The organism is Micromonospora sp. NPDC050397, assembly GCF_044901685.1.
Classification (GTDB): domain Bacteria; phylum Actinomycetota; class Actinomycetes; order Mycobacteriales; family Micromonosporaceae; genus Micromonospora_G.
The window spans coordinates 791,057-807,231 of sequence record NZ_JBJDPS010000002.1 but is presented as its reverse complement, the minus strand read 5'-3'; the positions used below and the strand labels follow the sequence as shown (position 1 = coordinate 807,231).

The 16,175-nt window shown below is 68.7% G+C and carries 13 protein-coding genes; 4 read left to right on the top strand and 9 right to left on the bottom strand.

Annotated features, from left to right (window positions below; all coding sequences use genetic code 11):
- Positions 1-539: 539 nt before the first annotated feature.
- The 3 genes from ACI2K4_RS09785 to ACI2K4_RS09775 form a co-directional block, all read right to left on the bottom strand.
- Positions 540-1,823, bottom strand: a complete 1,284-nt coding sequence (locus ACI2K4_RS09785) for a hypothetical protein (RefSeq protein WP_404510046.1) — start codon at positions 1,821-1,823, stop codon at positions 540-542.
- Positions 1,824-2,142: 319 nt separating this feature from the next.
- Complete coding sequence (locus ACI2K4_RS09780) at positions 2,143-4,197, bottom strand: transglycosylase domain-containing protein (RefSeq protein WP_404510045.1); 2,055 nt, start codon at positions 4,195-4,197, stop codon at positions 2,143-2,145.
- Positions 4,198-4,214: 17 nt separating this feature from the next.
- Positions 4,215-4,967: a serine hydrolase gene (locus ACI2K4_RS09775; RefSeq protein WP_404510044.1), complete on the bottom strand. Its 753-nt coding sequence runs from the start codon at positions 4,965-4,967 to the stop codon at positions 4,215-4,217.
- 255 nt (positions 4,968-5,222) lie between these two features.
- Between ACI2K4_RS09775 and ACI2K4_RS09770 the strand changes: the two genes are divergently transcribed.
- Complete coding sequence (locus ACI2K4_RS09770) at positions 5,223-5,660, top strand: YchJ family protein (protein WP_404510043.1); 438 nt, start codon at positions 5,223-5,225, stop codon at positions 5,658-5,660.
- A 12-nt stretch (positions 5,661-5,672) separates the two neighbouring features.
- Here the strand turns inward: ACI2K4_RS09770 and nhaA are convergent, their stop codons facing one another.
- Positions 5,673-7,565 (bottom strand): Na+/H+ antiporter NhaA, encoded by a 1,893-nt coding sequence (nhaA, locus tag ACI2K4_RS09765; RefSeq protein ID WP_404510042.1) that lies wholly within the window; start codon positions 7,563-7,565, stop codon positions 5,673-5,675.
- 240 nt (positions 7,566-7,805) lie between these two features.
- Here nhaA and ACI2K4_RS09760 point away from each other — a divergent pair, with 240 nt between their 5' ends.
- The gene (locus tag ACI2K4_RS09760; protein ID WP_404510041.1) at positions 7,806-9,188 is read left to right on the top strand and encodes a carbohydrate-binding protein; all 1,383 of its coding nucleotides are present in this window, start codon (positions 7,806-7,808) and stop codon (positions 9,186-9,188) included.
- Between the two features lie 112 nt (positions 9,189-9,300).
- Here the strand turns inward: ACI2K4_RS09760 and ACI2K4_RS09755 are convergent, their stop codons facing one another.
- On the bottom strand, positions 9,301-9,714 hold the full coding sequence (locus ACI2K4_RS09755) for a type II toxin-antitoxin system Phd/YefM family antitoxin (RefSeq protein ID WP_404510040.1): 414 nt from the start codon (positions 9,712-9,714) through the stop codon (positions 9,301-9,303).
- A gap of 180 nt (positions 9,715-9,894) precedes the next feature.
- Here ACI2K4_RS09755 and ACI2K4_RS09750 point away from each other — a divergent pair, with 180 nt between their 5' ends.
- A complete protein-coding gene (locus ACI2K4_RS09750) occupies positions 9,895-11,094 on the top strand; it encodes a glycoside hydrolase family 3 N-terminal domain-containing protein (protein WP_404510039.1) in 1,200 nt (399 codons plus the stop codon).
- A 57-nt stretch (positions 11,095-11,151) separates the two neighbouring features.
- Here ACI2K4_RS09750 and ACI2K4_RS09745 read toward each other — a convergent pair whose 3' ends face one another.
- Together ACI2K4_RS09745 and ACI2K4_RS09740 are read right to left on the bottom strand one after the other, a co-directional pair.
- On the bottom strand, positions 11,152-11,592 hold the full coding sequence (locus ACI2K4_RS09745; RefSeq protein WP_404510038.1) for an amphi-Trp domain-containing protein: 441 nt from the start codon (positions 11,590-11,592) through the stop codon (positions 11,152-11,154).
- 121 nt (positions 11,593-11,713) lie between these two features.
- Positions 11,714-12,721, bottom strand: coding sequence for an NAD(P)-dependent alcohol dehydrogenase (locus ACI2K4_RS09740; RefSeq protein ID WP_404510037.1), 1,008 nt, complete (start codon positions 12,719-12,721; stop codon positions 11,714-11,716).
- Between the two features lie 203 nt (positions 12,722-12,924).
- On the opposite strand from ACI2K4_RS09740, the gene ACI2K4_RS09735 reads away from it, so the two are divergent.
- Positions 12,925-13,503 carry a TetR/AcrR family transcriptional regulator gene (locus ACI2K4_RS09735; protein ID WP_404510036.1) on the top strand — a complete coding sequence of 193 codons (579 nt, stop codon included), beginning with the start codon at positions 12,925-12,927 and terminating at the stop codon, positions 13,501-13,503.
- 74 nt (positions 13,504-13,577) lie between these two features.
- On the opposite strand, the gene ACI2K4_RS09730 is transcribed toward ACI2K4_RS09735, so the two are convergent.
- Positions 13,578-14,294 carry an SDR family oxidoreductase gene (locus ACI2K4_RS09730; RefSeq protein ID WP_404510035.1) on the bottom strand — a complete coding sequence of 239 codons (717 nt, stop codon included), beginning with the start codon at positions 14,292-14,294 and terminating at the stop codon, positions 13,578-13,580.
- A 227-nt stretch (positions 14,295-14,521) separates the two neighbouring features.
- Complete coding sequence (locus ACI2K4_RS09725; protein WP_404510034.1) at positions 14,522-16,126, bottom strand: alkaline phosphatase D family protein; 1,605 nt, start codon at positions 16,124-16,126, stop codon at positions 14,522-14,524.
- Between the last annotated feature and the right edge of the window lie 49 nt (positions 16,127-16,175).

Sequence of the window (16,175 nt, the reverse complement as noted above, 5' to 3'; positions counted from 1 at the left end):
TGTGGTGGGCCATCCCGACGCCGCCGGTCCGTATGTAGCCGCTGTTCGCACCGCAGCCGCCGGCTTCCGTGCCGCGCTTGAACGAGGCGGCCTTCGACTGATCGGCCTTTCCGACTTTCCGCATGGCTCCTGTGGCGACACCTGCGAGCTTCTAGGTCAGTTCCTTCTCGATCTAGGACTGGGCCAATGGATCTACTATTCAGCCAACGTGACAAACCCTTCCAGGCGCACGCCTGGCTTGAACGCGATGGACTTATCCTGGACATCACGGCTGACCAATTGGCCGACGTGCACGAACCGGTGCTACTCACGAGAGATTACAGTTTCCACGCGAAGCAATTCCGGATCATCGGCCACCGAAATGCCAAACCTTGACCTTCTTCTCGAACAGGGCGACGCAGCAGAAGTTCAGTGGACGTATGATGAGCTGCGGTGACGAGTTAGTTACGAGACGCGCTAGCGGTAGAGGCCCAGGTCAGTGCATAGGAGCAGCCGATCGCGGACACACCGACCGCCGGAAGGTGCCTCGATTCAAACGATCATCCAGGATTGCTCGATGGGGCCATCTTCGAGGTCGATACGATTATCTGCTCGGCGACGAAACGCATCAGTGGGACTTCGATCGATAGTTCGGCATCATGCGCGAACGGAATGAACCGACCCTTTGCGCCTTCCTTGCTGTGAACCAAGGAATTCCTGGTCTTATATATGCGTCGACTTAGCGCCGCCATCACCTCCGACCTGTTCTGGCTCGCCAGATCGAAGGTGTCACCGCCCGAGAAACTGACGCTGCGACTCGCGTAGGTTCCAGCCAGAGCCGGATCGAATCCATTAAGATCATCTAGGAGCCGCGTCAGGTCGACATAGCGCTCCAGCGTTAGCCGCAATGCCGTCTGCTCATTGATGACGACCTCATCATCCCTTACTTGGATTGCCTTACTAACCCGCTTGATCAAATTCCGAATGTCTTGCTTGCGTCGATAAGAGAAGTCCGGCGACGTGATGATGCTTTGGACCTGCTCGGCCAAGTCGTCCTGGAAGATGTTCTCGAACCAATGCTCCGCGACGTGGTAGTACGACAAGTACTTGAGCATCGAACTGTCTGCCGACACCCCGAGCTGATAGTGATGCACAAGGTCCATCACGTAGTGCCGCCGGGGTGGGTCAAGATCCTCCATACCCGAACGCCTCATTCCCCTGATTCTCGAGGGTTCGAGGAGATGTTCGATTCCCGCTTGGGGCATCACCGGTACATCCAGGTTGTATCCAAGATGGAAAAAGAAGGCGTCCGCATACGGCTTCCATGAAGCTGCGGAGCGGTTAGTTGTCGAGGTAAGCCGCAGTGTTCGGACTCGGATAACCGACCGGAATGCCGTGAGTCCATCTGTGGGGTCTCGACGTTGTCGATCCCTCAGTGAGAGTGGGACCCTGACGTTGCGACGCCAGCGCGGGCCCACCTGGTCTCGCATCCTTAGGATAAGATGAATCATAAATGCAGGGCTACCTGCATTTAGTTCATAGGAGATGCCCGACTGTGCATCCTCCAAGATTATGCCATCATCGAACAGGCGCGACGTCATGAGAAGTCTCGATTCAGTACGCACCATTACTTCGTAACTACTATCCGTGGTTACACATGCCGGATTTAGTTCTTGGTAGTTGCCAACATCGTCGACAATCGCTTCGACGGCGGATTTCTTAGCAGGCAGCAAGGACGATCCGAGGGGCCCACCCTCAAAGACGTATTCATCCTCGGATAAGCCGACTCGGCACCCCAGAGCCTCGCCGATGATTGTGACCACCTCGTCACAGGTCGTCTGCATACCCGCCTCTCCTTCTTCGGACCGAAAGATACGCCGAGATTGCTCAAGCCGTATCGCCAGTAGGGCGACCAGGGCATGTTACTACCCCGTCCTTCGCTTCCCGCGACCCCATAAAGGCGTGGAAGCCAGAGAACTTGGTGCACACCTCACGTCCCCAACCTGGCGTGGCCATGCCTGCCCGATATAAGGACTTAAACCGATTCGGGCATAGTGGACATCGGTGAGTTCGCCGTTATGACCACGCGGAGCAGTCGCACTCCCATCGGCAATAGCGGAAGCCGACGAACCATGTCCAGTGACACGCAGTCCTGCTACGGAATCAGCGGGTGACGCGGTGGCCGCCAGAGTTTGCCGCTAACGGGAGCGGGTTTGCTGGTTGGCCGGTGAGCGCGTCGGTGAGGAAGTCACGCCAGAGGGTCTGCGGGAGGCCGTCGCCGGTGATCGGTTTACCGGCCATGTCGCGTACGGGTCCGGGGTTGGTGTGGCCGACCCAGACGACGGTGGCGAGTTGGGCGGTGTAGCCGGCCATCCAGGCGTCCTGGGTGTCCGGGCCGTCGCCGAGGATCTGGCTCCCCGAAATGCCGGCTGCGGGACGGTCCGGCTCCGGGCGGTTGGCACCCCGGTCCGCGATCGGCGGCGGCAGTGGCGCCTTGCCGAGCGGCGGGGTCGGGATCGCCGGCCTTTCTAGCAGGAACCGGGAGTCCAGCGCCGTGGCCATGGCCCGACCGACTTCGGCGGCGACCTGCTGGCTCACCGCGCGGCTGCGGCGAGGCGCGGCCGAGTAGTGGCGGCGCCCCTCGCTGTCCTCCACCGCCTCTACAAAGTGCCGTTCGCTGTAGGTGCCGCCGGAGGCGAGGGTGGCGTAGACGCCGGCCAGGTCGACCGGCGCGACCGGGTAACGGCCGAGGGCGATGTCGGCCCGGGTACGCCCGGCGGCCGGCTCGTTCTTCGCGTCGACCATGGTGCGCTGGTTGCCGTACTTGTCGGGGACGCCGAGGCTGGTCGCCATTTTGCGGACCTTGTCCGGCCCGATGTTCTGAGCAGCGGCGTAGAACGGCGTGTTCAACGACAGCGCCAGCGCGTCCTCGAAGGTGCAGTTCGGGCACTGGAGGTTGTTCGGGTTGTAGAGAGGCACACCGAACCGGTCCTTGAAGATCCGTGGGCTGCTGCCGTTCCAGCGAGTGTCGTACGGAATGCCGGAGTGCAGCGCGGCGGCGACGGTGACCGGCTTGAACGTGGCGCCGACCGGGCGCGGCGCCTGCGCGTAGTCGAAGTAGCCGCTGCCCCGGTCACCGCCGTAGTACGCCCGCACCCCGCCGCTGACCGGGTCCTGGGCGATCAGCGCGGCCTGGAGCCCGAACGGCTGCTGGATCAGTGCCTTGCTCACCCGGTCCAACGCCGCCGCCTGCGCGGTCGCGTCGAGCGTGGTGACCACCCGCAGCCCGGCCGCGTGCAACACCTGACGGGAGATGCCCTTCGCCACGAGTTCGCTCTCCACCGCGTCGACGATCAGCCCGAGCGGTCCGCTCAACGCCTGCTGGTTCGGCGAGCGCTCGGCGACCTTCGGGTACGCCGCCTTGGCCGCACCCGGACCGGCCCAACCGACCGCCTCCATCGAGGTGAGCAGCCACCTGAACCGGTACTCCGCGTTCTCCCGGTCGACCACCGGGTCGAACCCCCACGGGTCCTTGATCAGGGAGGCGAGCACCGCGCCCTGTTCCAGGGTGAGCTGGTCGACCTGTACGCCGAAGTAGGCCGACGCCGCCGCCTGGATGCCGTACGCGCCTCGTCCGAAGTAGATCGTGTTGAGGTAACGCTGGAGGATTTCGTCCTTTGAGTATTCGCGCTCCAGCTTGAGCGCGAGCGCGAATTCCTTGGCCTTGCGTTCGGCGGTCACGTCCTGGGTCAGGTAGGCGTTGCGGGCGTACTGCTGGGTGATGGTCGAGGCACCCTCGGAGGCGCCGTCGAAGAGGTTCGCCCAGGCGGCCCGGAGCACCCCTCGGGGCGAGACGCCGACGTGGTCGTAGTAGCTGCGGTCCTCGGCGGCGAGCACCGCCCGGCGGACGGCGAGCGGAATCCGGTCCAGGGTCACGTCGGTACGGTCGGAGATCCCGACCCGGGCGAGGATCGTCTTGCCGTCGTTGTAGTAGAGCACGCTCGCCTGGACCACGACGGGTTCCTTCGGCAGGGGCACCGAGGCGACGTACGCCACCACCACGCCGACGCCCGCGAGCAGTGCCATCATCACGGCGCCCGCGCTCCAGCGCAGCCAGCGTTTACCGGCCAGCCGCCGGAGCCCGACCAGCCCTGCCCGAACCATCCGAGCCGTCCAGGTCAGCCCGACCCAGCCGGTCCGGGCCGAGCGAACGAGCATCCGGTTGGCTCGACTGGTCAACGGGCACCGCCGGCGGTGGGGACGACCCGGCGGGCGGTGTCGGCGCAGATCCTCGCGCCGTAGGCCATGTCACCGAACCGCTGGTAGTAGCGGGCCTGCACGGAGAGGATCCAGTCGTCGGTGATGGCCAGGCAGTTCACCACCCACAGTCCCTCGTTGACGTGCAGGGTCCAGCCGTTCTTCATCGCCACCCCGGCCTGCTCGGCGGCTGGCAGCGCCGCGACGATCCCGAACCGTTCCTCCCGGGGGATCTGCCGCATCTCGTCCAGCAGCCATTTTGTCCACTTCGGACCGGCAGCGCGTCCGTCGGCGATGCACTCGCCCATCCGTACCGCGTCGCGCGACGACATCTCGGTCAGCGACCACCATCCTGGGCGTATGGTCGTCTCGGTCAGGCCGCAGACCTCGATCAGCCGCTGGACGACCTGGTCCTCGCCGTTGCGTCGGTAGAACGTCTGGGCGGTCTGGTCGTCGCTCTCCCGGATCATCGTGGAGAGGGCGGCGAGTTCGGCGGAGTTCGGGGTGAAGCCGCGTTCGGTGAGCCGCCGGAGGTCGTCGGCGGCGATCCACACGTCGATCATCAACTCGACCCGGTTGGTGCTGGCCGCGTTCGTGGATCCGGTCATTTCCCGGGTGTTCCGGTCGAGCAGTGTCCAGGCGGACCAACCGGGCGAGGCCCAGACCACCGTCGATGCGGCCAGCCGGCCGGGAACCCCGGCGACCAGGCCCGCACCGATCATGAGCAGCATCGCCGAGACCAACGCACCGAGGAGACGCCACCTTCGACGCCGGTCGGATGGACCGGTCTTCACACCTTCAGTTGCCGGGCCTAAATCGTGCACAACCCCTAAACTCCGCTCACTGAGGCATCGGTTGCCCCAGGATCGGTCAAACCCCATGAAGATCCGATGAAGCACCGGTCATCTTGTGGCTTGGAATCCCGATCGTCCGGGACCGCGCCCACCCGCCGCTCCGGCCCGGCGCGGATGAGCCAGAATGGCCCGATGGTCAAGCGTGGTCCCCGTCGAGCATCGGCAGGTCAGGCGGTAGGTCAGGCGGCCGGGCCGTGCCCGTGCGGCTCCGCCCTGCCGTACGGCGAGTGCTGCGGCCGGCTGCACGGGCGGGAAACCACCGCCGTGACGGCCGAGCAGCTCATGCGGTCCCGGTTCAGCGCGTTTGCCGTCGGCGACGCCGCCTACCTCCTGCGGAGCTGGCACTCCAGCACCAGACCGGCCCGGCTCGCCCTCGATCCCGCCCAGCGCTGGACCCGCCTCGAAGTTCTCGCCAGCGAGCAGGGTGGTCTGTTCGACACCACCGGCGCGGTGGAGTTCCGGGCGCACTACCGGGAGTCGGGGCGATTCGACACGCTGCACGAACGCAGCCAGTTCGTCCGCGAGAACGGCGAGTGGGTCTACCTGGGCGAGGTCGGCTCGTCCGCCTGACCCGCGCCGTTGTCAGCTCGGGCGGGCGCCGATTCTGGCCCGGGCCCGAGCGATCTTGATCGCCTGGGTGAGCGTGTCGATGTCGTACGCGCCGTAGTGGCGCTGCTCGTTGACGAAGAAGGTCGGGGTGCCGGAGACCCCGCTCAGGTCGGCTGACTGGAGGTCCCGCTCGACCCGGCCGGCGTACGTCTCCGACCGCAGGTCCTCGCGGAACCGTTCCCGGTCCAGGCCGAGCCGGTCGGCGTAGCGGAGCAGGTCGGTCAGTTCCAGGTCGTCCTGGTGGCCGAGGAGCAGGTCGTGCATCTCCCAGAAGGCGCCCTGGGCGGCTGCCGCCTCGGACGCCTGGGCGGCGAGCATCGCCTGCGGATGCACGTCGGTCAGCGGCAGGTGACGCCAGACGTAACGCAGGTCGGTGTCGGTGAGCAGTTCGCGTACGACGGGTTCGGCCTGTCCGCAGTACGGGCACTGGAAGTCGCCGTACTCGACCAGGGTCACCGAGGCGTCCTCCGGGCCGCGTACGTGGTCACGGTCGGGGTCGACCGGTCGGACCAGGTCGACGAGCTGGTTCTCGGCCACGCCGAGCAGGGCGCGGGCCTTGCGGGCCTTCGGCAACGCCGCCGTGACCCGGTAGACCGACCAGGTGACGACCGAGGCGAGCACGGCCGCGGCGAGCACGCCCACCTTCGCCTCGGCGAGCTGCGGGCCGTCGAAGGCGAGGGTGGCGATCAGGAGTGACACGGTGAAGCCGATGCCGGCGATGGTGCCGCTGCCCAACACGGCCGCCCAGCCGACCGCCGGTCGGATCCGGCCGTGGGTGACCCGGGCCAGCGTCCAGGAGACCCCGAGCACCGCGAGCGGCTTGCCGATGACGTACCCGAGCAGGATGCCGAGGGTGATCGGGGACCGGAAGGCGTGGGCGAGGAACTCGCCGTCGATCACCAGCCCGGCGTTGGCCAGGCCGAACAGCGGGACGATGAGGTAGCTCGTCCAGGGGTGGTAGAGCCGCTGGAGCCGGTCGTTGGGCGAGAGCGACCGGGCCAGTCCGATTGTGGCGCTGCGGGCCAGTTCGGCGGTCGGCTGCTCGCGGAAGAGCTTGAACAGGCCGCTCGCGCGTTCCAGCGCACCCCGTGCCGGCGAGTACGCAGTCGCGGTCAGCCCGATCGCCAGCCCGGCCACCACCGGCTCGATCCCACTCGCCATCAGCGCGCCCCAGAGCGCCACGCAGAACGGGAGGTAGACCAGACCCCGGCGTACGCCCAGGGTCCGCAGGCCGAGCAGGACGGCGAAGAAGACGACCGCGAGCACCAGCGGGAGTACCTCGATGTCGTCGCTGTAGACGATCGCGATCACGACCAGGGCGATCAGGTCGTCGACCACGAAGACCGTCAGCAGGAAGATCCGCGCCTGCTCGGGCACGTTCCGTCCGAGCAGTGCGAGCAGGCCGAGGGCGAGCGCGGTGTCGGTCGACATCGCCGCGCCCCAGCCGTGTGCGCCGGGTCCACCCTGGTTGACCAGGAGGTAGATCAGGATGGGGATGATCATGCCGATGGTTCCGGCGAGGGCGGGCAGCAGGAAACGCCGCCGGTCGCGCAGGTCGCCGAGGTCGAACTCCCTGCGCGCTTCCAAGCCGATCACCAGGAAGAACAGTGTCATCAGTCCGCTGTTGAGCCAGGTCCGCAGGTTGTAGCCGACGTCGTAGGAGCCGAGTTGGATCGAGAAGCGGGTGTCCCACAGCGCCTCGTACGAGCGGGAGTCGAGGTTGACCCAGAGCAGCGCCGCGACGATGGCGGCGACGAGCACACCGGCACTGCCCGCCTCGGTGCGGATGAAGGTACGCAGCGGAGCGGTGATCTCGCGGGTCCACGCGGTCTTGCCCTGCATCCGGGACGGAGCGGAGTCGCTCATCCGCACACCCCCCGCTAGTGCGAGCCGTGATTGCTGATCTCCCGCGCCCTCACCCCGCGAATGAGTATATGTACCCCCAAACCACTACGCACCGTTTCCTCGGTGATGCCGTCTGGACGCCGGCCCGGCGCACCGCCCGGACGCCACCCGGAGGTCGGTCCGGCCGGGCGGCACATCGAGAGAGTTACATTTAGCAAAGTTAACTGATAGGCTCCCTGCCCATCGATGGGGGTGGGTGTCATGAGATTTCGACGTGAGGTAATCGCCCTGGTGGCAGGTGCCGCGACGGCCATCACGACCGGACTGGTGGCGGCGCCGAACGGGCTCGCCGCGCCGCCCGACGGCTCCACCCCGGTGGTGCTCGTCGTCTGCTCGTCCCCACCGTGGGCGGAGGGGACGACCTACCCGGCGGGGAGCCGGGTCACCTACAACGGCCGGCTCTACGAGGCCCTGGTGACACACACCCCGCACCCGGGAACCGGCTGGAACCCGGTCGCGGCGCCCTCGCTCTGGCGGGACCTCGGCGCCTGCGACGGCGGCAGCACGCCGACCCCCACCCGTACGCCGACGCCCACACCGACCGCCACCCGCACGCCGACGCCCTCCCCGACGCCGACCCGTACACCGACGCCGACGCACCCGGTCACGACGCCCCCGACCGGGCCGGAGACCTGCGCGGTCAAGTCACGACCGGCGGGCAAGGTGCTGCACGGCTACTGGGAGAACTGGGACGGCGCGGTGAACGGCGTGCACCCGCCGCTCGGCTGGATCCCGATCACCGACCCGCGCATCCGCGCCCACGGCTACAACGTCATCAACGCGGCCTTCCCGGTGATCCGCTCCGACGGCACGGTGCTCTGGGAGGACGGCATGGACGCCACCGTGAAGGTGGCCACCCCGGCCGAGATGTGCCAGGCCAAGGCGGCCGGGCTCACCATCCTGATGTCGATCGGCGGGGCCACCGCCGGCATCGACCTCAGCTCGTCCGCCATCGCCGACCGGTTCGTCGCGACCGTGGTGCCGATCCTGAAGCGGTACAACTTCGACGGCATCGACATCGACATCGAGACCGGCCTGACCGGCAGCGGGAACATCAACCAGCTCTCCACCTCACAGGCGAACCTGATCCGGATCATCGACGGTGTGCTCGCCCAGATGCCGGCGAACTTCGGGCTCACGATGGCACCGGAGACGGCGTACGTCACCGGTGGCAGCGTCACGTACGGCTCGATCTGGGGCTCCTACCTGCCGATCATCAAGAAGTACGCGGACAACGGCCGGCTCTGGTGGCTGAACATGCAGTACTACAACGGCAGCATGTACGGCTGCTCCGCGGACTCGTACGCGGCCGGCACGGTGCAGGGGTTCGTCGCCCAGACCAACTGCCTCAACGCCGGGCTGGTCATCCAGGGCACCACGATCCGGGTGCCGTTCGACAAGCAGGTGCCCGGACTGCCGGCACAGGTCGGCGCCGGGGGCGGTCACATGCCACCGGCCCTGGTGGCGCAGGCGTGGAACAACTACCAGGGTGGACTCAAGGGCTTGATGACCTGGTCGATCAACTGGGACGGCTCCCGGAACTGGACCTTCGGCGACAACGTCAAGGCGCTCCAGGGCCGGTGACCGGCGGCCGGGGGCACTCCCCCGGTGGACGGCTCGCTGTCGGCGCCTGACCCAAGGCCATCCCGGTGGTCGTCTTCACCACCTCGTCCGTGATCCTCCGTGGCTGACCCGGTCAGTCACGGAGGAGGTCGGCGTGGGCCGCACGCAGCCGGAGCAGGGCCGGATCGCTGCCCGGTGTCGCCCGGCGGTCGAGTTCGGCCCAGACCTCGGCCAGCGCGTCGGTCACCGCCCGCAGCTCGGCCGCGTGCCGGCGGGCGCTGTGCCGGTGCAGCTCGTCGAGGCGGCGGGCCCATCCCGCCGTGACCGTGCTGAGCCGTTCGGCGTCGGCGCGGGCCCGCGCCACGGTGCGGGCGGCGGGCGCCGGCACGATCGCGGCGATCGGGCGGGGGTCGCCGTCGCGGGTGATCACCGTGACGGTGTCGGTCAACTCGGCCAGGGCGACAAGCTGGGTCAGCCGGGTACGGGCCTCGCGGAGCGGCAGAGCGCGCGGCTGGTCGACATCGGGGGCCAGGGCGGGGGCAGCCATGGCCCGATGGTGCCGGCGGGGTACGACATTCTTCGATCGGTCCCGGGTTCCCGCCGCTGACTCGTCGGACCCGACCGGACGGCAAGGCCGCTCGACCGGCGCGCGACATGATCCGGGCGACCGCGTCGAAGAGCCGCGATATTGCTTCCCGGCGTCCCGCGCGGTCGTAGCGTGGATCACGTGAACGACGCTCACCTGACCCGGCGGCTGCTGCTCACCGGCATGGGCTCGGCCGCCGTCGCGGCGGGGCTGTCCGGCTGCGGATCCCCGCCCGACCGACGGCCGACGCCGCAGGTCAGCGGCTCGCCAGCGGCTCCGACCGCACGGGCCGCCGGGGCGGCCACGACACCGGCCCAGGTCTCGCTGCGTCGCAAGATCGCGAGCCTGCTGGTCGTCGGCTTCCGGGGCGAGTCGGTCGGCGCCAACGACTGGATCGTGCAGGCGGTCCGGGACGGGCTCGGCGGGGTGATCCTGTTCGACCGCGACCTGAAGACGGACGCCCCCCGCAACATCACCTCACCCGGCCAGGTCACCGCGCTGGTCAAGAGCCTGCGCGAGGCGTCGCCGGGGCGCCTGATCGTCTCGATCGACCAGGAGGGCGGCAAGGTCGCCCGGCTCAACCCGAGCAACGGGTTCCCCGCCACCAGGTCACAGGCCGAGGTCGGTGCCGAGAACTCCCCGGCGGCGACCCGCGCCTGGGCCGAGAGCCTGGTACGGCCCCTGACGTCGATCGGCGTCACCCTCAACTACGCGCCCGTGGTCGACCTGGACGTGAACCCGAACAACCCCGCCGTCGGCAAGCTCGACCGCAGCTTCTCCGCCAACCCCGACATCGTCGTCCGGAACGCGACCGAGGAGATCAAGGTCCACCGGGCCGCCGACGTGAAGACGTCGATCAAGCACTTCCCGGGGCTCGGCAGCGCGATCGGCAACACCGACTTCACCGCGGTCGACGTCACCAAGACCTGGCACCAGAACGAGCTGGAGCCGTACCAGAAGTTGATCGCCAGCGGCAACACCGACTCCGTGCTCGTCGGTCACCTGGTCAACGGCCAGCTCGACCCGGACCGCCCGGCCTCGCTCTCGCCCAAGGTGGTGACCGACCTGCTCCGGGGCAGGCTGGGCTGGCAGGGCCCGGTGGTCAGCGACGACATGCAGGCCGTGGCGATCTCCAGCCGGTTCGGCCGGGACGAGGCGGTCGGGCTGGCCCTCGAAGCCGGCGTCGACCTGCTCGTCTTCGGCAACCAGCAGGTGTTCGACCCGAACATCGTCGAGCAGACCATCGACAACGTGGTCAACCTGGTCCGCAGCGGCCGGATCAGCGAGGCGCGGATCGACCAGTCGGTCACCCGGGTGGACACGCTGCGCCCGAAGGGCTGAACCGTCACCGGGTACGGACCGTGCCCGCGACCGGGCACGGACCGTACGGCGGGGCGCTTACGCCTTCGCGGCCGGCTCGGCGTCGCCGTCCGCCTTCGCGGCGGGCTTGGCGGCAGGCTTGTCCTTCGCGGCAGGCTCGGCGGCGGGCTCGTCCTTTGCGGCCGGTTCGGCGGCGGGCTCGTCCTTCGCGGACGCCTCGTCCTCCCCGTCCTGCTCCTCGTCCTGCTCCTCGTCCTCTTTTTCGTCCTCGTCCTCGTCGGACGGGCTGGCGGAGTCGGCCGGTTCCGGAGCGGTCCAGGAGAATTCGATCTCGACCGAGAACTCGTTGCCGTCCTCCCGCTCGATCTCCAGCTCGCACTTCACCTGATCGGCAACGGCGACCGTACCGGCGGCGCCGTAGAAGATCTGGCCGCTGGACTCGAGCTGATGGGCAAGCTGACGCAGCCAGGCGGCCAGATCCGCACGCGACACCGTACGGGCGTCCTCGTAGATTTCCATGGCCGACATGCTCCCATTCCATTGAGGACGAACACACACGGGGCCGACGGTCGGCCGCGACCAATCGGTGGCAGCCTGGACGATCGCGGCTGGTCGAGTGGTACGGCCACGGTGACGGGGCTCAGATCGTGAGCACGATCCGTCCGACCGGCTCTCCCTCGGCGAGGTGGCGGATCGCCTCGGCCGCCTCGCCGAGCGGGTAGGCCCGGTCGATGACCGGGGTGAGCTGTCCCGCCGCCAGGTACGCCGCCAGCCTGTTCATCGCCTCCCTCTTCCCCAGGCCGGAGGAGGCCCTGCCGCGCAACTGGCGGACGAAGAGCGACAACATGGCGAGCTTCGCGAAGCGTGGCAGGCTCCCCAGCCAGCCGTGTCCGGTCCGGCCGAACTGGTCGTGGCCGACAAGAACGTAGGTGCCCTCCGGGGTCAGCACCCGCCGGCAGGCCGCGACCGGGTGGTTGCCCGGGATGTCGACGATCAGGTCGTAGCGCTGGTCAGCACGGGTGAAGTCGTCCCGGGTGTGGTCCAGCACCTCGTCGGCGCCCAGGGCGCGGACCAGTTCCAGTTTGCGCGTGTGCTCGACACCGGTCACGTGTGCCCCGTCGGCCTTGGCGATCTGCACGGCCAACGCCCCGACACCGCCGCCGGCCCCGTTCACCAGCACCCGCGCACCGGGCAGCACCCGTACGCCGGAGAGGTTCAGCAGGGTGATGTAGCCGGCCGTCGGCACCACGGCGGCCTGCGCGAACGTCACGTTGGCGGGCTTGGCCGCAAGCCCGTCCGCCGGCACCGAGGCGTACTCGGCGAACGTGCCGCCGTTGCGCCACGAGTGTCCGCGAACGCTCTCGCCGAAGACCTCGTCGCCCGGCTGGAACCTGGTCACGTTGCCACCCACCGCCTCCACCACCCCGGCGAGGTCGGTGCCCGGGACGGGACAGCCCGGCCGGAGCAGCCCCGATCCCATCAGCCGCAGGACAAACGGGTGGCCGGTCACGACGTGCCAGACATCCGGGTGTACGGATGCCGCCCGCACCCGGACCAGCACCTCGTCGTCGCCGACCGCCGGTCGCTCGATCTCCCGAAGGCGCAGGTCGCCGGGAGATCCGTACCGGTCCTGGACGATCGCTCGCATGCGCTCCTCCACCCCTGGGGCGGGCCCGGCCGCACCCGCGCCTCGCCCATCGCAGGGTAGGAGGCGCGGTCCAGCCCAGGGCTCGGGTGGTCACGGTCACCTTGCCGGGAACGGGCGCGGAGCCGCGTCGGGTGGTCACCATAGATTGAGCAGGTAATCTATGACCTGGGGTTATTAACGTCTCGACCACCGGGAGGTCGGCAATGGGGAGGGTGTCGCGCGCCGAGGCCGCGAAACATCGCGAGGAGGTGGTCACCTCCGCGGCCCGCCTGTTCCGGGAACGAGGCGTCGGCGCGGTGAGCGTCCAGGACGTCTCCGCCGCGGTCGGACTGACCCACGGCGGCTTCTACAAGAATTTCGCGTCCAAGGAGGCGCTGGCCGGTCTGGCAGCCACGGACGCGTTCGGGGACGACCTGGAACGCATGGTCGCGGGGACCTCCGACGCCGCCGGGGCGCGGGATGCCCTGCTGGTCGAATACCTCAGGGCCGGACACCGGGACGCGCCCGGCGAGGGCTGCGCCCTCACCGGCTTCGCGGCCGACTCGGCCCGGACCGGGGACGAGAGCCCGTTGCGGCGTTCGTACACCGAGGGGGCGAAGGCGATCCTGGCGAGGCTCGAGGAGTACCAGGACGAACGTGACGGCGGGACCGATTCCCGGGCTCGGGCGATCGTGGAGCTCGCCACCATGGTCGGTGCGCTCACCCTCGCCCGGGCCACGGCGGGCGATCCGCTCTCGGACGAGATCCTCGATTCCGTACGGGCGGCGCTGCTCTCCCGGTGAGCTGGTCCTGCCGTTGGGCCAGCTCACCGGGGCGCCCGACGGGTCGCGGGTGACGCTTCCCGTTCGGTGTTGCCTCAGCCGAGGGCCGGCGGGTTCAGGTAGTAGCCGTCGTCGGTGGAGACCGTCCGCTTGACCAGCCGTGTCTGCTCGTCGGCGAGCACCTCTTCCCGGCCCTCCTCCAGCCCGTCGAGGGTGACCGCCGCGATCCGGCGTGGGTCGCTCTTCGGCACGTCCAGGTCGCGTACCAGGTCGGTGTCCATGAAGCCGACGTGCAGGCTGAGCACCTCCACACCCCGGTCGCGCAGGTCCATCCGGAGGGCGTTGGTGAAGTTCCAGGCGGCGGCCTTGGACATCCCGTACCCGGCGATGATCGGGCGGGCGAACCACGCCTGGTCGGAGATCACGTTCACGATCCCGCCGCCGCCGTTGCCCACGATCACCGGCACGAACGCCTGGGAGACCCGGATCATCCCGTAGAGGTTCACGTCGAGCACCTGCCGGGTGAGCTCGACCAGGTCGGGGTCGAGCGTGCCGGCCAGGTGCACCCGGCCGGTGCCCGCGTTGTTGACCAGGAGTGTCACGTCACCGCAGCGTTCGGCAGCCGCCGCGACGGATTCGGCGTCGGACACGTCGAGCCGGATCGGGACGATGCCCTCGTGGTCGACGTCGGCCGGATTCCGTACGCCGACGTAGACCTTCTTCGCACCACGGTCCCGCAACTCCTTGGCCACGGCCAGGCCGAAGCCACGGTTGCCACCGGTGACCAGGGCGACCGAGTCTTGGATCTTCATGACGTTCCTTTTCGGGTGAGGGATCGACGGGACAGGCGGCCTCCGTCCGGCACCCACAATATAGCTGACACCCATCATCTAAAAGACTCGGCCGGGTGTCCTGCACCACGTTCCACCCGGCTCGGGTCCGAGGATCCGGGCCGCGAGCACCGGGGTCGCACGCGGCAACCGCGTGCGACCCCGGTGGCAGTGTCCGCCCGGCCGGCGGGCCGTGACGAAGACGGTGGTCAGGCGGCGACGACCGTCGGCCGGCCGGACTCGACCGCGTACGACGCACTGGTGTAGACGGGCGACTGGCGCGACGCGATGGTGTCGACCACCCGCACGTCGGTCCGCCACAGGTGCCGGTCCAGCTTCGCGCGCAGGTAACCCCGGCGCGACCCGTCGAAATACCGTACGTGCGGGTTGAGCAGCGGGTTCGCCGCCTTGATCGGGGCATCGAACGCGGCCGGGAAGTCCGAGCTGATCGAGGTCGCGACAAACTCGACCGCCACGGCCGCCGAGTCGGGATCGTCGAAGTCCACCCTGAGATCGCTCATCCAGGTCGAGTGGATGTCGCCGGCGAGCACCACCGGGTTGGCCACCCGACCGGCGGCGAGCAGGCCCAGCAGCCGGTCGCGCTGCGGCGCGTACCCGTCCCACTGGTCCAGGTTGGTCATGGTGGGCGGCACGAGAGCGGGGTTCGGGAACCGGGTACGGCTCATCATGACCTGCTGGGCGATCACGTTCCACCGCGCCGGGGACCGCAACAGCCCCTGGTGCAGCCAGCGTTCCTGGTCCTCCCCGGTCAGGGTGCCGGTCACGTTGCTCCGACCCGCGCTCTCCAGGCCGAAGTCACCCGGGAACCCGCCGGGCTGGTCGGACCGGTACTGCCGGGTGTCGAGCACGTTGAAGCGGGCCAACCGCCCGAAGTCGAACCGCCGGAAGATCCGCAGATCGCTGCTGCCGGGCCGGAGGTTGGCACGGATCGGCATGTGCTCGTAGTAGGCCTGGTACGCGTTCGCCCGCTGCCTGGCGAACTGCTCGGGCGGCTGCCGCGCCGCCCCGGTGTCGTCGATCTCGTCCAGCCGACCCGCGTAGTTGTTCTCGGTCTCGTGGTCGTCCCAGGTCACGATCCACGGGAACGCGGCGTGCGCGGCCTGCAACGCCGGATCGGTCTTGTACTGGGCGTGCCGGTTGCGGTAGTCGCCCAGCGTACGCAACTGGTCGAGCCCCGGAGTCTCCGGTGCCACGTGCAAGCGGTCGGCGTACGCGCTCCGGGGGTCGTACTCGTAGATGTAGTCGCCGAGGTGGACGACGACATCGAGATCCTCCTCGGCGAGACCCCAGTACGCCGGCCAGTAGCCGTTCTGGAAGTCCTGGCAGTTGACGATGCCGAGGCTCAACCGGGACGGGTCCGCCCACGGCTGCGGGGCGGTGCGGGTACGCCCGACCGGACTGATCTCGCCCAGCGCCCGGAACCGGTAGAAGTACTCCCGACCGGGCTCCAGTCCGTCGGCGTCCACGTGCACCGAGTGGCCGAGTTCGGGGCGGGCCTGGGTCACCCCTCGTCGGGCGATCCGCCGGAAGCGCTCGTCGTGCGCCACCTGCCAGGACACCTCGACCGGGCGGCGCAGCGAGGCGGCGTCGTAGAGGTCGCGTACCAGTCGGGTCCAGAGGATGACGCTGTTCGGCAGCGGGTCACCACTGGCGATGCCGAGCCGGAACGGCGTCGGCGCCCCGGTGCCGTGCGCGGCGGCCGGGTTTCCCGCCACGACGGGCAGCATCGCCGCCCCCACCGATGCCGCCGCACCGGCCATGAGCCGTCTCCTGCTGAACGGTTGATCAGACACGCCGCGCCTCCACGATTCGATGGGTGGTCGGCACACTGTGGCCAGTCGA

What these genes read in the sequence shown, in the direction of transcription:
- ACI2K4_RS09760 (WP_404510041.1), top strand. Translation starts at nt 7,806, where the DNA reads ATGAGATTTCGACGTGAGGTAATCGCCCTGGTGGCAGGTGCCGCGACG.
- ACI2K4_RS09775 (WP_404510044.1), bottom strand. Translation starts at nt 4,967, where the DNA reads ATGCTGCTCATGATCGGTGCGGGCCTGGTCGCCGGGGTTCCCGGCCGG.
- nhaA (WP_404510042.1), bottom strand. Translation starts at nt 7,565, where the DNA reads ATGAGCGACTCCGCTCCGTCCCGGATGCAGGGCAAGACCGCGTGGACC.
- ACI2K4_RS09755 (WP_404510040.1), bottom strand. Translation starts at nt 9,714, where the DNA reads ATGGCTGCCCCCGCCCTGGCCCCCGATGTCGACCAGCCGCGCGCTCTG.
- ACI2K4_RS09745 (WP_404510038.1), bottom strand. Translation starts at nt 11,592, where the DNA reads ATGGAAATCTACGAGGACGCCCGTACGGTGTCGCGTGCGGATCTGGCC.
- ACI2K4_RS09735 (WP_404510036.1), top strand. Translation starts at nt 12,925, where the DNA reads ATGGGGAGGGTGTCGCGCGCCGAGGCCGCGAAACATCGCGAGGAGGTG.
- ACI2K4_RS09780 (WP_404510045.1), bottom strand. Translation starts at nt 4,197, where the DNA reads ATGCTCGTTCGCTCGGCCCGGACCGGCTGGGTCGGGCTGACCTGGACG.
- ACI2K4_RS09730 (WP_404510035.1), bottom strand. Translation starts at nt 14,294, where the DNA reads ATGAAGATCCAAGACTCGGTCGCCCTGGTCACCGGTGGCAACCGTGGC.
- ACI2K4_RS09740 (WP_404510037.1), bottom strand. Translation starts at nt 12,721, where the DNA reads ATGCGAGCGATCGTCCAGGACCGGTACGGATCTCCCGGCGACCTGCGC.
- ACI2K4_RS09770 (WP_404510043.1), top strand. Translation starts at nt 5,223, where the DNA reads ATGGTCAAGCGTGGTCCCCGTCGAGCATCGGCAGGTCAGGCGGTAGGT.
- ACI2K4_RS09785 (WP_404510046.1), bottom strand. Translation starts at nt 1,823, where the DNA reads ATGCAGACGACCTGTGACGAGGTGGTCACAATCATCGGCGAGGCTCTG.